Annotated in this window: 21 protein-coding genes; 10 read left to right on the top strand and 11 right to left on the bottom strand. The window is 60.7% G+C overall.

Going from position 1 to position 21,622, the window contains the following annotated elements:
* Nucleotides 1-208: 208 nt before the first annotated feature.
* From ACK3SC_RS05450 to ACK3SC_RS05435, 4 genes are all read left to right on the top strand, one after another.
* Nucleotides 209-412, top strand: coding sequence for a hypothetical protein (locus ACK3SC_RS05450; RefSeq protein ID WP_416839101.1), 204 nt, complete (start codon nt 209-211; stop codon nt 410-412).
* 45 nt (nt 413-457) lie between these two features.
* Nucleotides 458-820 (top strand): cox cluster protein, encoded by a 363-nt coding sequence (locus tag ACK3SC_RS05445; protein WP_416839100.1) that lies wholly within the window; start codon nt 458-460, stop codon nt 818-820.
* A gap of 158 nt (nt 821-978) precedes the next feature.
* The gene (locus ACK3SC_RS05440) at nt 979-1,338 is read left to right on the top strand and encodes a DUF6684 family protein (RefSeq protein WP_416839099.1); all 360 of its coding nucleotides are present in this window, start codon (nt 979-981) and stop codon (nt 1,336-1,338) included.
* Nucleotides 1,339-1,436: 98 nt separating this feature from the next.
* The gene (locus ACK3SC_RS05435; RefSeq protein WP_416839945.1) at nt 1,437-3,179 is read left to right on the top strand and encodes a cbb3-type cytochrome c oxidase subunit I; all 1,743 of its coding nucleotides are present in this window, start codon (nt 1,437-1,439) and stop codon (nt 3,177-3,179) included.
* A 174-nt stretch (nt 3,180-3,353) separates the two neighbouring features.
* On the opposite strand, the gene ACK3SC_RS05430 is transcribed toward ACK3SC_RS05435, so the two are convergent.
* Complete coding sequence (locus tag ACK3SC_RS05430; RefSeq protein ID WP_416839098.1) at nt 3,354-3,533, bottom strand: hypothetical protein; 180 nt, start codon at nt 3,531-3,533, stop codon at nt 3,354-3,356.
* Between the two features lie 46 nt (nt 3,534-3,579).
* Between ACK3SC_RS05430 and ACK3SC_RS05425 the strand changes: the two genes are divergently transcribed.
* Nucleotides 3,580-3,846, top strand: coding sequence for a cox cluster protein (locus tag ACK3SC_RS05425; RefSeq protein ID WP_416839097.1), 267 nt, complete (start codon nt 3,580-3,582; stop codon nt 3,844-3,846).
* 53 nt (nt 3,847-3,899) lie between these two features.
* Nucleotides 3,900-4,295 carry a universal stress protein gene (locus tag ACK3SC_RS05420; RefSeq protein WP_416839096.1) on the top strand — a complete coding sequence of 132 codons (396 nt, stop codon included), beginning with the start codon at nt 3,900-3,902 and terminating at the stop codon, nt 4,293-4,295.
* An 8-nt stretch (nt 4,296-4,303) separates the two neighbouring features.
* Here ACK3SC_RS05420 and ACK3SC_RS05415 read toward each other — a convergent pair whose 3' ends face one another.
* The 6 genes from ACK3SC_RS05415 to ACK3SC_RS05390 form a co-directional block, all read right to left on the bottom strand.
* Nucleotides 4,304-4,990: a thioredoxin family protein gene (locus tag ACK3SC_RS05415; RefSeq protein ID WP_416839095.1), complete on the bottom strand. Its 687-nt coding sequence runs from the start codon at nt 4,988-4,990 to the stop codon at nt 4,304-4,306.
* A 1-nt stretch (nt 4,991) separates the two neighbouring features.
* Complete coding sequence (locus tag ACK3SC_RS05410; protein WP_416839094.1) at nt 4,992-5,735, bottom strand: ABC transporter ATP-binding protein; 744 nt, start codon at nt 5,733-5,735, stop codon at nt 4,992-4,994.
* Entirely contained in the window at nt 5,732-6,490 is a 759-nt protein-coding gene (locus ACK3SC_RS05405) for an ABC transporter ATP-binding protein (protein ID WP_416839093.1), read from the bottom strand. The genes ACK3SC_RS05410 and ACK3SC_RS05405 overlap by 4 nt, the downstream gene beginning before the upstream one ends.
* Entirely contained in the window at nt 6,490-7,650 is a 1,161-nt protein-coding gene (locus ACK3SC_RS05400) for a branched-chain amino acid ABC transporter permease (RefSeq protein ID WP_416839092.1), read from the bottom strand. Before ACK3SC_RS05400 ends, ACK3SC_RS05405 begins: the two co-directional genes overlap by 1 nt.
* Entirely contained in the window at nt 7,647-8,615 is a 969-nt protein-coding gene (locus tag ACK3SC_RS05395; protein ID WP_416839091.1) for a branched-chain amino acid ABC transporter permease, read from the bottom strand. Before ACK3SC_RS05395 ends, ACK3SC_RS05400 begins: the two co-directional genes overlap by 4 nt.
* A gap of 126 nt (nt 8,616-8,741) precedes the next feature.
* Nucleotides 8,742-10,100, bottom strand: a complete 1,359-nt coding sequence (locus ACK3SC_RS05390; RefSeq protein ID WP_416839944.1) for a substrate-binding protein — start codon at nt 10,098-10,100, stop codon at nt 8,742-8,744.
* 572 nt (nt 10,101-10,672) lie between these two features.
* Between ACK3SC_RS05390 and ACK3SC_RS05385 the strand changes: the two genes are divergently transcribed.
* Nucleotides 10,673-11,251, top strand: a complete 579-nt coding sequence (locus tag ACK3SC_RS05385; RefSeq protein ID WP_416839090.1) for a Tat pathway signal protein — start codon at nt 10,673-10,675, stop codon at nt 11,249-11,251.
* 195 nt (nt 11,252-11,446) lie between these two features.
* Here ACK3SC_RS05385 and ACK3SC_RS05380 read toward each other — a convergent pair whose 3' ends face one another.
* From ACK3SC_RS05380 to ACK3SC_RS05370, 3 genes are all read right to left on the bottom strand, one after another.
* Complete coding sequence (locus tag ACK3SC_RS05380) at nt 11,447-13,057, bottom strand: long-chain-fatty-acid--CoA ligase (RefSeq protein WP_416839089.1); 1,611 nt, start codon at nt 13,055-13,057, stop codon at nt 11,447-11,449.
* Between the two features lie 178 nt (nt 13,058-13,235).
* Nucleotides 13,236-15,230, bottom strand: coding sequence for an acetate--CoA ligase (acs, locus tag ACK3SC_RS05375; RefSeq protein WP_416839088.1), 1,995 nt, complete (start codon nt 15,228-15,230; stop codon nt 13,236-13,238).
* Nucleotides 15,231-15,454: 224 nt separating this feature from the next.
* On the bottom strand, nt 15,455-17,155 hold the full coding sequence (locus tag ACK3SC_RS05370) for an acyl-CoA mutase large subunit family protein (RefSeq protein WP_416839087.1): 1,701 nt from the start codon (nt 17,153-17,155) through the stop codon (nt 15,455-15,457).
* A gap of 210 nt (nt 17,156-17,365) precedes the next feature.
* On the opposite strand from ACK3SC_RS05370, the gene ACK3SC_RS05365 reads away from it, so the two are divergent.
* From ACK3SC_RS05365 to ACK3SC_RS05355, 3 genes are read left to right on the top strand one after another with little or no spacing between them, the layout of a single operon-like run.
* Entirely contained in the window at nt 17,366-19,291 is a 1,926-nt protein-coding gene (locus tag ACK3SC_RS05365; RefSeq protein ID WP_416839086.1) for a NosD domain-containing protein, read from the top strand.
* The gene (locus ACK3SC_RS05360; RefSeq protein ID WP_416839085.1) at nt 19,284-20,102 is read left to right on the top strand and encodes an ABC transporter ATP-binding protein; all 819 of its coding nucleotides are present in this window, start codon (nt 19,284-19,286) and stop codon (nt 20,100-20,102) included. The genes ACK3SC_RS05365 and ACK3SC_RS05360 overlap by 8 nt, the downstream gene beginning before the upstream one ends.
* The gene (locus ACK3SC_RS05355; protein ID WP_416839084.1) at nt 20,099-20,926 is read left to right on the top strand and encodes an ABC transporter permease subunit; all 828 of its coding nucleotides are present in this window, start codon (nt 20,099-20,101) and stop codon (nt 20,924-20,926) included. Before ACK3SC_RS05360 ends, ACK3SC_RS05355 begins: the two co-directional genes overlap by 4 nt.
* Before the next feature lie 22 nt (nt 20,927-20,948).
* Here the strand turns inward: ACK3SC_RS05355 and ACK3SC_RS05350 are convergent, their stop codons facing one another.
* The gene (locus tag ACK3SC_RS05350) at nt 20,949-21,593 is read right to left on the bottom strand and encodes an FAD-dependent oxidoreductase (RefSeq protein WP_416839083.1); all 645 of its coding nucleotides are present in this window, start codon (nt 21,591-21,593) and stop codon (nt 20,949-20,951) included.
* Nucleotides 21,594-21,622: the final 29 nt, after the last annotated feature.

Below are 21,622 nucleotides of genomic sequence, written 5' to 3'. Positions count from 1 at the left end.
ACTCTTCCGCCTTGTCGGTCGAAAAACCCTTTCCTTCGAACTCGGAGTGTCACCGTGATGTACTGGTGACAGAATCGCCCGGTGCCAATTGAACATTCGTCAGACGTGAATCATTCGTCAGAATTTTTTAGTTTCGCATGCGCGTGTGCGAGCGGAAGAAGTTCGTCACGATTATACTGAGCCAATCCGACCCCCTGGATAACGACCGATGCCGAGTCCCGGAATGCTCCGAGATAGCACGCAGATCATCCTCCCGTACGATATTCTGGAGGACGTGCGAGAAGAAATCGAATCGAGGTTCGTCGTCACCATTCACGCGCACTCCGACGACTCGTGTCGAATCATCGGCAGTCCAGTCGAGATTCGCGCCCTCAGCGACTTTCTCACACGGCACGGCGTCTCAGTTCGGTAACGTCCGTTCCGAAGGGCTTGTTACGACACAGTCCAACTGGCGGGTATGGACGAAGCGCCGGGACTTTCCGACCAGTACCGCACGGCCAGTCCATGGCCGGTGTTCGTCGCGCTCGGAATCCCACTCTCTGAACTCGGCCTCTTGTTCGACGTGTTCCCCCTCGCCGTCGGTGGTTTGCTCCTGTTCACCGGGAGCATCGCCGGACTGCTTCGTGAGTCAGGCTACGTGAAATCGACGATGCGGTCTGTCGTCGTCCTCGCTGGCCTCCTGTTTGCATTCGGTGGCTTCCTCGCCTTTACGGACGTGAATCTCGTCACGCGCGGGTACGCATCCATCGTCGCGGGTGCGTTGCTGCTGCTCGGTGGCATCGTTTTCGAACTGTTCGTGTACGACCAGCAGCCGTACTAAGTGTGGCTCAGCAGCAGTACTAAACGAGGCTCAGCAACCATACTAAGTGAACCTCGTCTTCGACGCAACGATAACATCTCAGACGAGCGACACTGAACGTCCGGGGCGCGCCACGAGAAACCAACAATCTATTTGAACGGCGTCCCCAGTATCCCGGTATGGTAAGTAAGACCTTCGACAAGGAAACCATCCTCGACCTGACGGTCAACATGGTTCCGCTGGTCATCATCCTGTTCTTCGTCGTGGGGTACGCTGTGTTCAACCCCTTCGGGTTCGACTCGCTCACGACGGGGCTCCAGTACGGCATCATGGTCGGCTCGTTCGTCCTCTTGGCAGTCCTCACGTACATATCGGGGAAGGCCATCGCAGGGTCCGAGAAGACTTCGACCGTCTACCTGCCCGGACAGGCAACTGTTCCCGGTGCTGAACCACTTCACGGTGAGCACGAGGAAGCAGCGGCAGAACTCGAAGAATCGGCGGATGGCGAAACTGTCGAATCGGCAGAAGGCACGGCTTAAATCCCCTTTTAGCGCAGGGCGTTCCCGAACCTTTCATTACCCTGCACTCCTGACGCACTTCCATGGAGGTTAACGGACAGTTAGCACTGACGGTGTTGATGGGAATCTTCCTCATCGCCGTCGCCGCGTGGCTCGCGCGGGTCGAAGATTGGCGGTCGTACACCCCACTTGCGGGCGGTGGGGCCGTCGGAAGTACAGAGCAGTACGTCTCGGAGGAAAAGCCGTCCGGGGTAATTCGCTGGTTGACGACTGTCGACCACAAGGACATCGGGATACTCTACGGTGCGTATGGGCTCGTCGCCTTCGCCGTGGGGGGCCTGATGGTCGTCGTGATGCGCCTCGAACTCGCTGACCCTGCGAGTACACTGATTTCGAACACGTTCTACAACTCGTTGCTCACGAGTCACGGGATTACCATGCTCTTCCTGTTCGGGACGCCCATCATCGCGGCGTTCTCGAACTACTTCATTCCGCTTCTTATCGGCGCGGACGACATGGCGTTCCCACGTATCAACGCAATCGCGTTCTGGCTCCTGCCGCCGGCGGCACTCCTCATCTGGGCCGGATTCTTCCCCATCCCAGACGTCATCCCCGCGCAGACGGCGTGGACGATGTACACCCCGCTTTCGGCGGGTGTGGGTTCGGGCAACCAGATGAACGCCGGTGTGGACCTGATGTTGCTCGGCCTGCACCTCTCTGGTGTCTCGGCCACGATGGGTTCCATCAACTTCATCGCGACCATCTTCACCGAACGTAACGAGAAGGTCACCTGGGCGAACCTCGACATCTTCTCGTGGACCATCCTCACCCAGTCGGGTCTCATCCTGTTCGCGTTCCCGCTTCTGGGCAGCGCCATCCTGATGCTGCTTCTCGACCGGAACTTCGGCACGATGTTCTTCGCAGTCGACGGCGGTGCGATTCTCTGGCAGCACCTGTTCTGGTTCTTCGGCCACCCCGAAGTCTACATCCTCGTGTTGCCCCCGATGGGTATCGTGAGCCTCGTGCTCCCCCGCTTCGCGGGCCGTCGCCTCTTCGGGTTCAAGTTCGTCGTCTACTCCACGCTCGCAATCGGTGTGCTCTCGTTCGGTGTCTGGGCACACCACATGTTCGCGACGGGTATCGACCCGCGACTCCGGGCCTCGTTCATGGCTGTCTCACTCGCAATCGCAATCCCTAGTGCAGTCAAGACGTTCAACTGGATTACGACGATGTGGAACGGGAAGATTCGACTCACGACCCCGATGCTCTTCTGTATCGGCTTCGTGTCGAACTTCATCATCGGCGGCGTGACGGGTGTCTTCCTCGCGTCGATTCCGGTGGACCTCGTGCTCCACGACACGTACTACGTCGTGGGTCACTTCCACTACATCGTCATGGGTGCCATCGCGTTCGCTGGCTTCGCCGGCCTCTACTACTGGTTCCCCATCTACACCGGCCGGATGTACCAGACCACGCTCGGTAAGTGGCACTTCTGGCTGTCGATGGTCGGTACCAACCTGACGTTCTTCGTCATGGTGCTGCTCGGCTACGGTGGCATGCCCCGTCGCTACGCGACGTACCTGCCGCAGTTCGCGACGCTCCACCAGATTGCAACGGTCGGCGCACTCATCCTGTTCGTCGGCCAGATCATCTTCGTCTGGAACTTCGTCCAGTCGTGGCTCGAAGGGCCACAGATCGAAGACGCCGACCCGTGGGACCTCGCGGACGACGGCCTCCTCACGTCCGAGTGGCACTGGTTCGACCGCAAACTGGAGACGGCTATCGCAGACGGCGGCGAAGACGACGCTGAACTCGCAACCGACGGTGGCGTGGCAGAGGCCGACGCTGCCTCGGACGAGTAAGCACACGAACACCCGGTTTCATTCTTTGGCGACTGCGTTCGAGAGCGAGCGCTTTCGTCGTCACTCGCGTCGAGTAGGCAGTCGGTTTTCGAATACGCAGTCGCTCACCGCTCTTCTCCACTGAAAAGTGCACCCGCTCCCCGTCGTGACGACTGCCTCCAAGACAACCGCGATTCAGATGACGAGGAGGATACCAACCACGAACATCAGTAGTGCGACGGCCCCGAGGATGATTCCGAGGATGTCCGTATCCGACATATCGAAGCGTAACGAGTGTACAGCAAAAGGTTCGTCGGTGTGGTCAGCAGAGACGACACAGTGGGTGTGTTGGCACGAACGAAGGGAGTACTGCACGACGGGAACGAAAACTGCTAACCGCGTGCACGTCGGACGGCGAACTGTGAGCTCGAACGTTCGCGGTCATCGGTTCGTCCTCGGGTTGTACGCCGCCCTGGTCGCTGTCTCTGGTCTCGCTGGCTTCCTCACCGGGACGTTCGTCTCGGGACTCTCGGCACCACGGTTCTTGTTTCTCGTTCCGTTTCCGGCCACACCACTCGGGTTCGCTGCGTATGGTGCGCTGACGATCGCACTCGTCCTCGGTATCCCACTGGCGCTCGTCGTCTTCGTCTCGTCGCGACTCGACGACGACGCGGCGAGAAGCCAGTAATCAAAACGAACGTTCGACACAAATACTAAGCCCCGCCACTGGGACGTGGTACTATGTATCACGTAGTAGTCGGCATCGACGACGACGAAGACCACGCTCTCGCGTGTGTTCGAGCAGTCGCGAACCTCCCCGGTGAGGCCTCGGAGAAGGAGGTCACACTCATCCACAGTTTCACGAACAACCCGAGCGGTGCGTCTGCGACCCAGATACACTCCGTCCGGAAGGCAGGCGAGTTCCTCGAGGAACACGGCATCGAGTTCGACGTCAACGAATCGTCGGGTGACCCAGCAGAGGTCATCATCGAATTCGCCGACGAAGAGGACGCCGACCTCATCGTCACTGCCGGACGAAAGCGCTCACCTGCGGGGAAGGCACTGTTCGGAAGTGTGACGCAGACAGTGATTCTGAACTCCGACCGCCCCGTCATGGTGACGGGAGCGACGAAGTAGTCGGAAAACTAGTAGACTCGGCCGAAGATATCCGACAGTTCGTCGGGTGACCGGCGGCCGGATTCGTGTTCTTTCAGGTCGCCATCGAGGAAACAGAGGACCGACGGTGCAGCGTCGACATCGTACGTGCGACAGAAGTCACCTGCTGCCTCGCCGTCGAGGCCCGCGATGGAGACGCCGTCCGGAACGCGTTCGAGGATGGCGTCCATCTCTGCTTTCATCTCATCGCACGGTGCGCAGTTGCGTCGCCAGACAGTGACGACGGCGTCCGGGTTGTCGTCGAGGAACGCCTCGTAGGAGTCGTCGTCGAGTTCACGGAGTTCGGCCGGAACCGGCGACGACGGCGTGATTTCGACGAGGATGCCCGCCATGACGATGAGCAAGTTCTGTTCGACAGGGATGTCGAGGTACGACTGGGCCGCGAGATACGCGACGACGTCTTCTCTCTCGATTCCGAACTCGTCGATTCGTTCCGTGGCGGTCTCCGGGTCGAGTCCGAACAGTTCTGCGACGGTGTTGTTGAACTCCTCCGTCGAGACGGCACCGTAGATGTCGTGGTAGATAGCCAACGTCTTCTCGAAGTCGGCCGTCGTCGAGAGCGTTCCGTCGGGTGCCTCGTCGACGGCACCCGCGGAGATGAGCGTCTCGAGGGCCGTCTCCGGGTCGGGAAGGTGGTTGGGGTTTACTGCTGCCATCTTAGACACCTAGGTAGCGCTCGCGTGTCTCTTTGTCTTCTCGGAGTTCGTCGGAAGTCCCGTCGAAGACGATCTGTCCCTGGTCGATGACGTACGCGCGGTCTGCGAGTTTGATTGCCGCAGCGGCGTTCTGTTCGACGAGGAGAATCGTCGTCCCAGCGTCGCTGATGCGTTGTACTGCATCTTCCACGTCCTCGATAATCTTGGGCGCGAGGCCCTCGTACGGTTCGTCGAGGAGCATCAGGTCGGTGTTTTGCTTCAACGCCCGGGCGATGGCGAGCATCTGCTGTTCGCCACCGGAGAGCGTGCCAGCACGCTGGTCTTTGCGCTCGTCGAGTCGGGGGAACTGGTCGTAGACCTCTTGTGTGGTCATTCCCTTGTGGCCGAACGAGAGCGACCGCCCCCACGTGTTGGACTTGTTGTTGACGACCTCTGCGAGGTGCAAGTTCTCGGCCACAGAGAGGTTCGGGAAGATACGTCGTTCTTCGGGGACGAGCGAGATTCCCTGCACGGAGACGTCCTCCGCGGGGACACTCGTGATATCGTTGCCCTTGAACCGAATGGCACCCTTTCGAACGTCCGGTGGCGTCGCACCGGAGATACACCGAAGTGTCGTGGTCTTTCCGGCACCGTTGCGGCCGAGAAGTGCACAGATTTCGCCCTCCTCGACGTTCATCGAGAGATTTCGGATGATGTGACTCTCGCCGTAGTAGGCGTCGATGGCGTCGATTTCGAGGAGGCTCATATCTCGACACCTCCGAGGTAGGCTTCTTGCACGTCCTCGTTGCCCCGAATCTCGTCTGGGGTGCCTTCTGCGATGATGCCACCGCGACTGAGGACGACGATGCGGTCGGAGATGCTGAAGACGATTTCCATGTCGTGTTCGACGAGGACGAAGGTGAGTCCGTGGTCACGCTTGACCTGCTCGATGAGGTCGACCGTCGATTTCGTCTCTTCGGGAGACATACCGGCAGTCGGTTCGTCCATGAGGAGCAGGTCCGGTTCGCTGGCGAGTGCGATTCCGATTTCGAGGCGACGCTTGTCGCCGTACGGAAGGTCTGTCGCGATGGTGTCGGCCCGGCCGAGCAAGCCGACCGAGTCGAGGGTGTCGCGCGCGACGTCGTGCACGTCAGTGAGCGAGTCACGGTGTTTCAGGAACTCGAAGCCGAACGCGCCGCGCTCGGCGGCAAGTGCCGCAATCTCTGCGTTCTCTCGGACCGTGAGGTCCGGGAAAATCGACGCCGTCTGGAACGACTTCGAGATACCACGCTGGACCACCTCGTGCGGTTCGAGGTTGACGATAGACTCGCCTTTGAACCGAATGTCGCCGCTCGTCGGGTCGAGTCGGCGAGTGATGAGGTTGATGAGCGTGGACTTCCCGGCCCCGTTCGGGCCGATGATGGAGACTCGCTCGTCTTCTTCGACGGTGAGGTTCACGTCGTCGGTGGCGACGAGGCCACCGAACTCTTTGACGAGGTTTTCAGTCTCTAAGAGCGCCATTAGCGCTCACCTCCCATACGCTCGGAGACGAACGTGCGGACACGTCCGATCATTCCCCACAGGCCGTCCGGAACGATCCAGACGACGGCGACGAAGACGATACCGAGCAGCAGGTGCCAGTAGTAACCAAAGTCTTGAATGAGCACGATGTCGGTGAATGGAATCGTCAGTACCTGGATGGTGCTGACGATGTTCTCGATGTAGAGGTAGACGCCGACCCCGAGGACGGGACCGAACATCGACCCTGCACCACCGAGCACCGTCATGACGACGATGTCACCGGACTCCGTCCAGAACAGCGACTGGAGCGGAACGTACGCACCGTGGATGGTAAAGAGACTTCCAGCGATGCCGGCGAAGGCACCGGAGATGATGAACGCCATGAGTTTGTATCGCCAGACGTTGAGCCCGACGAACTCTGCGCGTTGTTCGTTCTCGCGAATCGCACGGAAGACCATCCCGTACGGCGAGTTGAGGATGCGGTAGGCGGTTGCGACTGCGGCGACGAAGAGCACGCCGACGAAGGCGTAGAGCCACGTTCCGAGGAGCATCCCGCCGATAGAGGGAATGTCGGCTTCGAGGTGAATGACCCCGAAGAGGCTTCCGACGTCGACGCCCGTCAGGCCGTTCTCACCGTTGGTCAGGAACGCCAGCGGTGAGGCCGCCATGAAGTACATCATCTGTGCGAACGCCAGCGTGAGGATGGAGAAGTAGATTCCACCACGACGCAGTGAGAGGAATCCCAGAAGCCACGCGAGCAGTATCGCAAAGAGCGTCCCCGAGACGACCATCACGATTGGGTCGCCACTGATGTTCTTCGCGACGATACCGGACGCGTAGGCTGCCCCGCCCCAGAAGGCGGCGTGACCGAACGAGAGCAAGCCCGTGTAGCCCAGCAGCAAGTCGAACCCGATAGCGAAGATGCCCCAGATGAGAATCAACGTCGCCAGACTCTGGTATCCCTGAAGGATATCGGAGACGACGGGCGCGCGGGCGAACAGCCACGGGAAGAGCGCGACGAAGATTGCTGTGACCCCGACCACAGTTCCTTCTCTGCCGCGGAGTTGTTCCCAGCGGCCGAACAGTTCGCCGCCGACGAGCGTCTGGTTTGCACTTGGATTGCTTTCTTTTGCACTTGGGTTTGCGTCTTTTTCGCTCATGGTGCCACCTCCTCGTCACCGAGGAGACCCTGTGGGCGGGTCAGGAGGACGATTGCTGCAATCGCGTACAGGCCGACCTGTGACCACGCAGGTGCGAGCGACACGAGTGCGGCCGTCGTGAGTCCGAAGACGATGCCACCGACGACTGCGCCGGCGATACTGCCGACACCGCCGATGACGACGGTGAGGAACGCCGGAACGAGGATGTTCGTCCCGATAGTCGGGTTGACGACGTTCAGCGGGCCACCGACGACACCTGCGACACCCGCGAGCGCCGCACCGATACCGAAGACGACGATGTACGGGCGGGTAATCTTGATGCCGAGCAATCGAACCATCTCTGCGTCACGGGTCCCTGCACGGACGACCAGTCCGAAGTCGGTGTACTCGACGAGGAGATACACGAGGGCGACGAGGACAGCCGTGATGCCGATGACGTAGAGACGCCATTGCGGGAAGTTCCCGACGATGGGGAGTGCGATGGGTCCTGAGACGGGAATCCCCGCGAACGAACCGAACGAGAGAATCGTCTCTGGCTGGTCGAAGGGGAGACTGTTACTGCCGAAGAGGATGCGGAACAGTTCTTGAACGACGATTGCGAGCCCGAACGTCACGAGAATCTGGTCGGTGTCGGGTCGGTCGTAGAACGGTCGGGCGACGAACCGCTCCATGAGCAGGCCGACGACGAACACCAGAATCGGGACTAACACCAACGCGGCGAAGAAGCCCCAATCGAGGCCGAACGTCGTAAAGCCCCATTCGAATAGTTTCCCGTTCGACAACGAGATGTTCAGTGCGATGAAGACACCCGCGTAGGTGCCGATCAGATAGAGGGCACCGTGGGCGAAGTTGACGAACTTGAGCGTCCCCAAGATGATGGAGAGACCGACCGCCAGTAGGACGTAAATTGCACCCTGCTGGAGGCCGTTGAGCAAGATGAGGATGATGTCGGAGAGGATACTCACGACTGACCACCCCCACATCTGCGACTTGAGACAGATTCTACCATGGGTATGTTACTCTTTCTCATTTACGTGTGCGTAGTTGTCTGCGATTAACTTTCATTAATATAACGATGAAGGCAGGCGGCCTTACTCGTACGAGCCGAGTTCACACTCGGCGGCCGGACCTGCATCACATGCGTAGCCGAGATCGTCGCGGCTGGTGACGTTGACAATCTCGAAGTATTTTCCGGATTCCTGTTCTGAGCCCGGGAGACCTTGCACGACGGGCACGTCGCGCTGTGCCTGGTGGTCGCAGCCGCGCATCGTCTCTGCGCCCATGCCGATGTTGTCGTATTCGTAGTCTTCCAGTTGCTTGATGACTTCAGGCGGGTAGAACGTTCCCGCACGCTCGACTGCTGCGGCGTACTGGAGCGTCTGCGCGTAGGCGAGTTGTGCCGGGCCGGACGGACTCCGGTCGTACTCGGCAGAGAACGCCTCGGTGAACTCCTGCGACGGCGTGTTGTCGATTTGGGAGTCCCACGCGACGGTTCCGTAGATGCCCTCGATTGCGCCGCCCGCTGCCTCCGCCATCGGACGGTTGTACAGCGGAACGAGAATCTCCATCTCCTCGTTGATACCCGCGTCCACAGCCTGCTGGACGGAGTTTGCGCCGTCGAGGCCGTAGTGGTTCAGGATGAGGACGTCCGCACCGGAGCTCTGTGCTTCGGAGAGGTACGTCGAGTAGTCGGTGGTTCCGAGCGGAGTCGCGACAGACTCGACCTGTTCCCATCCTGCGACATCGGTCATGAACTGGTTCATCGACTCTTGCTGGGTCTGACCCCAGCTGTAGTCGGCGTAGAGCTGGTAGAAGCTCAGGCCCTCACCGTAGGCATCCCTGACGACAGGCGCGAGTGCCTGCCCGGTCATGTACGCGTTGAACATCTCACGGAAGGAGTAGCGGACACAGTCCTTCCCGGTGGTGTCGTTCGAGTGCGTCAGACAGGCCATGAACATGACCTTCTCGTTCTGACACAGCCCCTGCACTGCGATAGCCACCGCAGAGGACGACCCGCCGGAGATCATGATTGCGTTGTCACGCTGAATCATCCCGGAGGCAGACTGTCGTGCCTGGTCTGCGTCGGTCGCCGTGTCGCCGTCCACGTGGTCGATGGTGTAGCCGAGCACGCCATCGCCCGAGAGGTCGTCGAACTGGGTGTCGACCCAGCCGCCACCTTCGTTGAGGTGCTTCACCGCGAGCTGGTACGCTCGCAGTTCGTCCTCACCTTCAGACGCGTACGGTCCAGACTGCGGGACGTTGAACCCAAACGTCGCCGTGTCTCCCTCGATAGGGAAGTTACCGAGCGATGGGTACTCTTCACCGCCGCCGTCGCCGCCGCCATCGCCGCCGTTGCCGCCGTCGCCACCGCCGCCGTTGCCGCCATCTCCGCCACTATCCCCGCCGTCACCGTCGCCGCCGCCACCTGTACAACCGGCCAGTCCAGCCAGACCGACTGCACCAGTTGCCTTTAGCACATCTCTGCGATTGAGTGGCTTGGTATCCCGTGCCATAATCAAACCGGGAATAGGTAGTTAATAATTGTTATGTATATATATCCTTTAATCTGTATAATTTATTAGCAAAATATACCGAGTATATTTATATGGTATTATGTAACATACTTAGTTTTTCTGTCACAGCGATGTTGACGGAATAGAGTCGGCACTTCCTAACGTCCGGAAATCCTAGATTTTGGAAGACACGATGGAGACAATTCGGCGACCGCTCGATTCGTGATAATTAGTTGAACTGCGTGCCGGCAGAACGACGTGACTAGATTCAAACCAGTGGCTATCAGCCCCCGAGCGTCTCGAACACGCCTTCGTGACTATCTGAAACACCTGACACTCTTGTTTCGTTTATTGTCATTGAAAGCGATATATGGTCCCTAATTGTCGTGGTTCAACTGATATCTCGTGTGAACTGGTTACTCATATAATTCATCTAATCGTGAATTTCTGACCTATAACTAATCCTACGAATCGCGTCTCTCTATTCGCCACTCTCGTGGCTGATTGACATGACGAAAGACAAATTCTCGCCAACGCGTCGCTCCGTTCTACGACTTGGTGCGATGTCGGCACTCGGCATTGGTGTCGGTATCCCAGCAGTCTCCGGAAGCGTCGCTGCGACATCCTGCCCCCGTACTCCCGGGTACTGGGCGAACCACCCCAAAGCGTGGGGAGTCGAATATCCGTACGACCTCTACGGGTACGTGTTCGTACCCAAGATGAAGAAAAACGGGCCGGAACCCACCAACGGGAATGGGGACTATATCGAACTCCTCGACCCGTCAGAGGGTGCGAAGGACCTTATCATGGCCAAGCACCTGATGGCCACGATTCTGAACTTCCAGAACCGGAAAAAGGAGGACGACCCGTGTCTTGACAAACCAATCAAGTACGGTCCGTACGAAGGTTCCACGGTCCGTGAAGTGAAGCGTAAAGCAGAAGACTGGCTTGAGAACGCCGAGAAAGGCCAAGAACACTGGTACGTCAATGGGGTCAACGGCGAACCCATCAAGAACGTCCTCGACACCTGGAACAACAACCCTCAGAAGCTTGGCCTCAAGTACTGCCCCTGCTACGGCGACGACTAAAGCCAAAGCCACCTGACGTTCCCTTCCCGTACCGTTTCGTTTTCACGTTCTTTCACCCCTGTAGCGACCCCGCTGTTTGTCCGAGAGAGTCGAGTGCCACTACGAGCGTGGGTGTGACTCGCCGTCCGATGATTCAAACGCTAAAACTCAGGAGAATCCGGCGAACCGAAGGTCAGTGAGTCTCCCGCGACTCAACTATCCTTCGCCGACCATCCGGCCTTCGTCTTCCCACTCTTGCTCGCGGAGTTCGTACTTCTGAATCTTCCCCGTCGCCGTCTTCGGGAGTTCGGCGACGAACTCGATCTCCTTGGGGACTTTGTACGTCGCGATGCGCTCTCGGCAGAACTCGATGAGCGCTTCGGCTGTCACGCCCGGTGCGTCTGGGTCGCCGCTCCGCGGAACGATGAACGCCTTCGGTGATTCGCCCCACTCGTCGGACGGAACCGGGATGACGGCCACGTCCGCGACGTTCTCGTGGTCGAACAGCGTGTCCTCTAATTCGATACTGGAGATGTTCTCACCGCCGGAGATGATGATGTCCTTCTTGCGGTCCTGGATGCTGATGAAGCCGTTTTCGTCCACGACTGCGAGGTCACCCATGTGGTAGTAGCCCTCCAGTCGAGACGTGAACGCCTCTTCGGTCTCTTCGGGCTTGTTCCAGTACTTTTCCATCACCATGTTGCCGGCGACGACGATTTCACCGATACTCTGTTCGTCCCTCGGCACGTCGTTTCCGTCTTCGTCGACGACGCGGACGTCGGCCCCGAGATAGCCGATTCCCTGTTTCTTCTTGATGCCGAATCGGTCGTCATCGCCCGAGAGATATCGATGTGCCTCGGACGTCGTGATGAGCGGCCCCGTCTCAGTCGCACCGTAGACGTGCATGAGTCGCCATCCGAACTCGTCTTCGACCGTTCGAATCGTCGCTTCCGGCGGGGCGGCACCGGCCGTCGCTGCGCGAACCGGGTTGGCACCCGCGGTTTCGACCCCACCCTCGCTGCGGTAGTGTTTCATTAAGAGGTTAAGCACCGTTGGCGCGGCACAGAGATACGACACGTCCTCGGTCCGAATGGCGTCGAGCACGTCCTCGGCATCGACACCGCGTGTGCAGATGTGCTTCGCACCGTGACCGGTGATTGCGTAGATGTGCCCCCATCCGTTGACGTGGAACATCGGGAGCGTCCACAGATAGATATCCTCGTCTGAGATGTCTTGATGCATCGAGATGAGGTAGGCGTGAATCGTCTCGGCCCTGTGGGTTCGACAGACCCCCTTCGGGTCGCCCGTCGTCCCCGAGGTGTAGTTGATGGTGATTATCTCGTCTTCGGCCATCTCCGGCCGGTCGTAGTCGGTGGACTCGGCGATGATATCGTCGAAATCCTCCCAGTCGCCATCGACCTCGTCGGGGTCGTTGGTGATGAATATCTCTGTGGGGATGTCGTCTCGAATCTCCTCGATCTTGTCCGCAAACGCGTAATCGGCGTAAATCGCCTTCACCTCGGCGTCGTTGAGCATGTACTCGAAGTCCGCCGGGACGAGTCGGTAGTTCAACGGCATGTGAACACCGCCGAGTTGCATCGTCCCGTAGGCTGCTTCGAGGTGGTAGTGTGTGTTCGGGTCCAGGACGGCCACTCGGTCACCTTTTTCGACGCCACGCGACTGCAACGCCGCCGAGAATCCATCTGCCCGTTCGCCAAGTTCCGCGTAGGAGAACCGTTCACCTGTCGTCGCGACGACCGCTTCCTCGTCGGTGTAGTACCGACGGGCCCGGTCGAGGAAATCGGTCACCAGGAGTGGTTTTTCCATACGTAGTGTCCTTCACTAACGTTCGAGATAAATGTGCGGGATGGTGCCACTTCTCTCGACGCTCGACCCACCGTCATATCGAGGGGCTCACCGGCTGATGCGCGGTACTGACGAATCGTGACGACCGAGACACTCCCGAGTTATGGTGTCAAAAAATACGTGAAAACGCGGCGAGCGATTAGTTAGACTGGACTTTTCGCTGGATGTCCTCGACGATTTCCGGGTTGCGGAGCGTCGTCGTGTCACCGAGCTCGTCGCCGTTGGCAATCTCTTCGAGTAAGCGACGCATAATCTTCCCAGACCGCGTCTTCGGCAGTTCTGGCGTGAAGACGACCGCCTCGGGCCGCGCGATTGGTCCGATGGCGTCTTCGACACCTTCGATGATGCGTCGGCGCATCTCGTCGTCTTCTTCCTGGCCTTCTTCGGTGATGACGTAGGCGTAGACCGCTTCGCCTTTCACCTCGTGGTTGCCGCCGACGACTGCGGCCTCTGCGACGCCTTTGACGCCGACGATTGCGCTCTCAATCTCCATCGTCCCGAGACGGTGGCCAGAGACGTTGATGACGTCGTCCACACGTCCGAGGATGGTGATGTAGTCGTCCGCGTCGATTTTCGCCCCGTCTTCTGGGAAGTAGACCCAGTCGGCCGGGTCGTCGCTGTCGGTATCAGAGTACTCCTGCCAGTACTCGTTGATGAAGCGCTCGTCGTTGTTGTAGAGCGTGCGGAGCATTCCCGGCCACGGCTTGTTGACCGTGAGGTAGCCAGCACGTCCGGCATCGACCTGTTCGCCCTTCGTATCGACGATCTTCGCGTCGATTCCCGGAAGCGGCGGGCCAGCAGAGCCGGGTTTCATCTTCTTGATGCCGGGAAGCGTCGTAATCATCATTCCGCCCGTCTCAGTCTGCCACCACGTGTCGACGACGGGGCACTCCTCGTTGCCGATGTGTTTGTAGTACCACTTCCACGCGCGCGGGTTAATTGGCTCACCGACCGTCCCCAACAAGCGCAGACTCGACAGGTCGTGTTGCTCTGGGTACTGGCTGCCCCACTTCATGAAGGCGCGAATCGCCGTCGGTGCCGTGTAGAAGATGTCGACTGCGTACTTCTCGATGATGTCCCACAGACGGTCGCGGTTCGGGAAGTCCGGTGTCCCCTCGTACATCACTGTCGTCGTCCCGAGCGCGAGTGGGCCGTAGACGATGTACGAGTGGCCGGTAATCCAGCCGATGTCTGCCGAACACCAGTAGGTGTCTTCTTTCTCGATGTCGAGAACCGCGTGTGAAGTCCACGCGGCGTACGCGAGGTAGCCGCCGGTGGTGTGTTTGACACCCTTCGGCTGGCCCGTCGTCCCCGACGTGTACATCAAGAAGAGCATGTCTTCGGCGTCGCGCTGGACCGGGTCGACCCGTTCGCCAGCGTGGTCGGCCAGCAGGTCGTCCCAGTCGTGCTGGTTGCCGCGGAGTTCGTGACCGAAGCCATCGTCACCCAGACGGTCGACGACGACTGTCGCCTCGACGCCGTGGTCGACGCCGTCGAGACCCTCGTTGGCCTTGTCGAGGTGGTCGAGTGCGTCACCGCGTCGGTAGTAGCCGTCACACGTGACGAGATACTCCGAATCGGCCGAGTTCATTCGCGTCGCGAGCGCTTCTGCAGAGAAGCCGCCGAAGACCACCGAGTGCGGTGCGCCGATGCGGGCACACGCGAGCATCGCGATTGGAAGCTCCGGAATCATCGGCATGTACATCGTGACGACGTCGTCTTCTTCGACGCCGAGGTCACGCAGTGCCGCCGCGAACTCGTTTACTTCACGATAGAGGTCCTGATAGGTGTACGTCCGCGTCTCGCCGTGTTCGCCTTCCCACTTGATGGCGACGCGATTCTTGTCGCCGTTTTCGACGTGGCGGTCGACACAGTTGTACGAGACGTTCAGCTTCCCGCCCGTGAACCACTTGTAGAACGGCGGATTCGAGTCGTCGAGTACCTGGTCGTACGACTCGTCCCAGTCTAACATCTCGGCCGCGCGTTCCCAGCTGTGCGGCCAGTTTTCTTCGAACTCGTCGTAGATTTTCGGGTCGGAGACGTTCGCCTGTGCGACGAACTCCTCGGAGGGCTCGAACTCCTCTTGTTCAACCAGCCGTGCCTCTAGTTCTCCATCTCCGTCACCGTCTACCATAGTACGTGCTAACCAATAGAATCATCCATGATAAATCTATGTAGTTCGGCAGTGAGGGCGTGCGATTATCAGGCGACGGGGCACCGATTCGACGAGTAAACAGATGACCAGATTTTCGGAGTTTTCGGCAGTGTAGACTGTCGTCGGCGTGAGCAGTGTAGCCTGTCGTCGGCGTCGGCAGTGTTGCTAGACCACAGACAGAACTGGGATGGCAGTCCCGTGCGTTACATCACGCCAATCGTCTCGCGGTAGGTGCCGTACTCCTCGGCGAACACGTCCATAATTTCGCCCATCGTGACGTACGCTTTGACCGCATCGACGAGGACCGGCATGACGTTCTCGCCGTTCTCGACGGTTTCACGGAGTTCGGCGAGTGCCGCGTCGACTGCGTCGTCGTCGCGTTCGTCTTTGACCGATTCGAGGCGGCCGAGTTGGCGGTCCTGCACGGCCTCTTCGACGTGGAGGAGGTCGGGGCGACTGTCGTCGTCGCTGGCGTACTTGTTGACGCCGACGACGACTTCTTCGCCATCTTCCACGCGCGACTGGTACTCGTAGGACGCCTCACCAATCTCTCTGTGATAGTATCCTTCGTTGATACCTTCGAGGACGCCGTCGCGGACGGAGCCATCGCCCATCTCGCGAATCTCTTCGATGTAGGCCATGGCCTCTTCCTCGATTTCGTCGGTGAGTTTCTCGATGAAGAAACTCCCGCCGAGGGGGTCGATAACGTCGGCCGCACCCGACTCTTCGGCGATAATCTGCTGGGTTCGCAGGGCAACCGTGACTGCCTCCTCAGAAGGGAGCGCCAGCGCCTCGTCGAAACTGTTGGTGTGGAGTGACTGGGTCCCGCCGAGGACGCCAGCGAGCGCCTGAAGCGTCACGCGGACGATGTTGTTGAGCGGTTGTTGGGCCGTCAGCGACTGCCCCGCAGTCTGTGTGTGGAACTTCAGTTGCTTCGAGCGCTCGTCTTCGGCGTCGTACCACTCGGACATCACGTCGTGGTAGATGCGACGGGCGGCACGGAACTTCGCAACCTCTTCGAAGATGGAGTTGTGTGAGTTGAAGAAGAACGACAGCTGGGGTGCGAACTCGTCCACGTCGAGACCGCGGTCCATCGCGTCTTCGACGTAGGCGAACCCGTCGGCGAGCGTGAAGGCGAGTTCCTGAATCGCCGTCGACCCAGCCTCACGGATGTGGTAGCCAGAAACCGAGATGGGACGGATTCGCGGCGTCTCCTCGGCGGCGAACTCGACGGTGTCGGTGACGAGCTTCAGCGAGGGTTCCGGCGGGATGACCCACTCCTTCTGCGCGATGAACTCTTTGAGCATGTCGTTCTGGAAGGTGCCGCCGATCTGGTCGCGGGAGACGCCGCGATTGTCCGCGAGTGCGACGTACATCGCGTAGACGACCGGTGCAGAGGGGTTGATGGTGAACGACGTGGTGACCTCGCCGATGTCGATGCCGTCGAAGAGGATTTCCATGTCGCGGAGGGTGTCGACGGCGACGCCCTCTTTACCGACTTCACCGTCCGAAAGCGGGTCGTCCGAGTCTTTGCCCATGAGCGAGGGCATGTCGAACGCCGTCGAGAGACCGGTCTGCCCGTTCTCGGTGAGATAGTGGAACCGCTCGTTCGTCTCTCGGGCGGTCCCGAACCCCGCGAACTGGCGCATCGTCCACGTTCGGCCACGGAACATCGTGGGGTACACACCACGCGTGTAGGGCGCTTCACCCGGGAACCCGAGGTCCGCTTCGTAGTCGAGGTCGGCCACGTCGGTGGGCGTGTAGATATCCTCGACTTCGTGATTCGAGACGGTCGCGAATCGGTCCTTCCGCTCGCCACCTTTCTCGAGGAAGGGGTCACGAGTTTCGGACTCCCACTCTTCGCGCGCCTCTCGAATAGACGCTAACTCCTCGTCGTCGTACATGCTCGAAAATCAGTATGGACGATGATTAATGATTCGGGTTGTCCCATTCCGGGTCCGAGTCTCGGTTCGATGCACAGACCATCGTGCATATCACCCCTCGCGGACGTAGGCGCATGCATGTGTGATGTCGAGAGCAGCACGAACCACCCATCGTCGGCCGTCTACGACCCATCAGCCGACGGTTCCGTCGTCGTCGGGACCTGACCGCCGATGGCACTCGTGACCCCGACTGCGACTCGCTGGGCCGCGGGCGTGGCAGCGTTCGTGCTCGTCCTCGCGAGCGTCTCGTTCGTCGTTCCCGCGTCGGGAACCGTCTCACCGGCCCCGTTCGAGGACACGGTGAAGACCGGCGGGACTGCGGTCGATACCCGGATTTCTGAAGTCGAAGGGTTCGAAGTTCCCGTCGCACAGGTTCACTTCTCTCGGTATCGCTACGTCATCGGATACTACGACGTGACGACTGCCGCTGCGGACATCGAATCCGCGGAGAGCACTCGACAGTTCGGCGACCCACTCGCCGTGTTCGTCACCGACTACGCGCCAGTCTCTCCGGTGGTCGACGACGACGGCTATCTCCGGACGCAACACAACCGAGAACCCGGCTGGGTCGAGGTGTCCGATGCCGCGTTCGTCGTCGACTCGAAGGCGCGTGTCCCATCTGGCCCCATCGCCGTCCCCTTCTCCGAAACTGACGCGGCCCGGTCGTTCGCCAGCGAGTACGGCGGCGAAGTCGTCGACTGGCAGACGCTCCGAGAGCGGTCAGATAACCCACTCGACAGCCGAATCGCCGCGTTCGACGCGGCAGTCGCCGCCCACCACGACTGGGCCAATCAAACAATCGCGACGAGTGACGCGCTCGTCGACCGACCCGTCTCGACTGTCGTCGGTGACGACGCACCGACCATCGGGGCGGCTCTCGAATCCGCACCCGAAAACACGGCTGTCTACGTCCCTGCCGGGAATTATTCCGTCGATACGGTCGAACTGAATCGGTCGATTACGCTGGTCGGTGCCGGCCCCGAAACCCGACTCGTCGGCGATGGAAACGGAACCGTCGTCCACGTCCGTGCAGACCGTGCAGCGGTCGCGAATCTCGCGATCTCGGGCGTCGGTGACGTTGGAACGCGGCGGGTGAACTCGACGAACGAATCCGTCGATTGGGACACGCGCGTCCAACTCGCCTACGGGCGTGGTGACGCCGGCATCGTCCTCGACGGGGCGAACGAATCCGTCGTTCGCGGCGTTCGTATCGACACCCCATCGAGCGGCATCATCGTCCGCGAGAGTGCAGACAGCGTGTTCGCAAACGTCACTGTCAACGGGGCAGCGAAAGCCTCTGATGGATTCATGGGCATCGTCCTCATCGGCCAGCGTTCGGTTATCGAAAACTCGACGTTCCTCGACGGACGCGACGGCGTCTACACCCACCGTGCCGACGGGAGCGTCATCAGAGACAACTACATGGAAGGCGGTCGCTACGGCGTCCACGAGATGTACACCTCCGACGTGCTCGTCGCCGACAACGTCGTCCGCGACAGGCGAATCGGGGTCATCATCATGACTCGCCCCGTCGGCAATCTCGTCGTTGGAAACGACGTTCGAGAGTCCGGATTGGGGTTCATCCCCGCCGGCAGCGACACCTACGTCGCAGACAACGTCTTCGCCGACAACAAATTCGGCATGACCGTCACTGGCGACCGGCAGGTGTTCACGCGAAACGTCGTCGTTGGCAACGACGTGGGCGTCCACGGGAGTTCGACGTTCCCGACGAACGTCGTCATCCGCAACGATATCGTCGGCAACGAGCGGCACGTCGATTCCTCGCACGGGCCCATGCGCACGTGGACACGAAACGGAGCGGGGAACTACTGGGGTGCCCTCCCGCTCGAAGATATCGATGGTGATGGCGTGTACGACAGAGCGTTCCAACCATCCGGCCCGGTCGATGCTGAACTCGGCCGTCACCCGGCAGCACTCACCCTCTCGCGTGCACCGATGATGGACGCTCTTCGGACCGCACGCGACGACGTCGCCGGACTCCGCTCACCCGGCGTCGTCGATGCAGCACCACGAACGGACCCTGTGCAACCGGATGTCCTCGCGACACTCAACGCGACGGAGGAGACAGATGCCTGAGACAGAAGAGACAACGTCTGATGGAGATGTACCTGCCACCGAGGCGACAGAGGCGACAGAACCCGTGACCGAGGCACCCCAGACGACCGATGCCGATTCCTCGATGCGACGACCAGCACTCGAAGCGACAGGGGTGACACACGCCTTCGGCGACCTTCGCGTGCTCGAAGACGTCTCGCTGGCTGTCGAACCGGGCGAAATCGTCGCGCTCGTCGGCCCGAACGGGTCCGGAAAATCCACCCTCATTCGGTTCCTCGCTGGGGTTCGGTCCCCCGATAGCGGGACCGTCTCACTCGGCACCGACGGTGACACTCGTGTCGGCTATCTCCCACAGCAACCGGGGTTCCGAGACGGCTTCTCCGTCGAAGAGACGCTCGAGTTCTACGCCCAGTTCGTCGAGGGAGCGGTGGACATCTCCGAAATTCTCGACCGAGTCGGCCTCTCGGACGCCGCGAACCGACGAGTCGACGCACTCTCCGGTGGCATGACTCGCCTGCTCGGACTCGGCCGGGCACTCATCGGCGACCCTGCCGTCCTCGTCCTCGACGAACCAGCGAGTGGCCTCGACCCCGGGATGGTCGAACGACTCTTCGATATCGTCTCGAGTCTCGCCGCCGACGGGACAGCAATCGTCCTCTCGTCGCACAATCTGGGGCCGGTCGAACGCACTGCAGACCGTGTCGTCCTCCTCGACGGTGGCCGGTTCGTCACCGACGCCGCACCCAGTGAGATAGTCGAATCGACCGGCGCGTCCGACCTCCAGACGGCGTTTGGAACACTCGTCTCGACCGACGGGGTGGACGGCCGATGACCGGCGCGCGTCCCCGCACGAGCGACCTGCAGGACCTCTTCGCCACCGCGACCCGCGAACTCCGAACCGTCGTGCGAACACCGGCAGTCGTCGCACTCTCGGTCGTGTTCGCACTCAGCGTCGTCGCCGTCGCGGCCGCAGGGTCCGGGTCGCGCGGCGGATACGTCCCACTCGTTCTCGACCTGGTCCCCTTCGTGGAGGCACTGGTTCCGCTTCTCGCGTTCGCACTCTGTTATCGCGCGGTGCTGTCCGACCGCAAATCCGGGGAATTGGACGTGCTTCGAACGTTCGACGTCTCTCGGGTCGCCTACGTCGGCGGCGTCTTCCTCGGGCGGAGTCTGGCGCTCGTCACCATCGTCTTCGGGTCGCTTCTGGTCGCCGCCGCGACGGTTCCCCTGTTGTCTCCCGACAAATCGACGTTTCTCGCGTTGAACGCCGCTGCCGACTCACCCGTCGCGTTCGTCCGCTTCGCCGTCCTCGCAGTGCTGTTCGCACTGGCGACGGCGGCAGTCGCACTCGCTATCTCCGCGGCAGCACGCACCGCGCGGCAGGCACTCGCCCTCGCCGTCGGATTGCTCGTCGCGTTCGTCGTCGGCGTCGACGCGGCGGCGGTCGCTGGCCTCACCTCGGGAACAATCGGCATCGACGCAGTCCCGTACCTGCTCGCCGTCAGTCCGAACGGCGCGTTTCGGTCGCTCGTCTTCGGCGTCGCCGTCGAGACGGGGAGCGCAGCGTCCCCACTCGCGGCAGTGGTGGGCCTCGTCGGATGGGTCGGTGGTGCGTTGGCAGTGGCGGTCCTCACGGCGTGGCAACCAGTAGAATAAGCGCCGAGCGACTCGGTCGCTCTTAGCCGAAGTTTTCGACTTTCGCCGCGTCGGCGTCACCGCCGGCCGCTTCAAGTGCTTCGACTGCTGCATCGACGAACGTGGCGAAGCCGTAGACGAACACCTGTTCTCCACTGTCGCCAGAGAGCGCGGCAGCGACGGCGTCAGTGAGGGCAGCCTCGTCGTCGGTGACGACGACACTCGCACCGTCGTCGCTGAGGGCGTCGAGTCTGTCCTCGTGCGCGGGCGCGTCGTCGAGATAGACGACTGCCGCCTCGTTTCCGTCCCCGACGGCGGCCTCGGCGATACCGACTGCGGGGCCGATACCGGGGCCGCCGGCGAGGACGACCACTCGCGACTCACCGTCGTAGTAACTCTGGCCGAACGGGCCGGAGAGGTCGATGGTGTCGCCCGCAGCGAGTGATTCGAGGTGGTGGCTGAACGGGCCGGCTTCCTCCGGGTCGATACCGACGGTCACTTCGAACGTCTCTGCGACACCCGGCGACGAGAGCGTGTAGAACCGTGCGTACGACTCGCCGTCCACAGTGGCCGAGAGCTTCACGAACTGGCCCGGTTTGGCCTCGAACTCCGCTGGCGATTCGAACTCGATAGCGACCGTTCCGGGTCCAACCTCACGGGCCGCAGTAACGGTGACGGTAGCGTCCATGGGCCCGATTCGGCGCACGCTCACAAGGG

This window comes from Haloferax sp. DFSO52 (assembly GCF_048158745.1).
In the GTDB taxonomy this organism is placed as follows: Archaea; Halobacteriota; Halobacteria; order Halobacteriales; family Haloferacaceae; genus Haloferax.
Note: the sequence above shows the minus strand (reverse complement) of the source record. Positions and strands in the feature narration are given on the sequence as shown.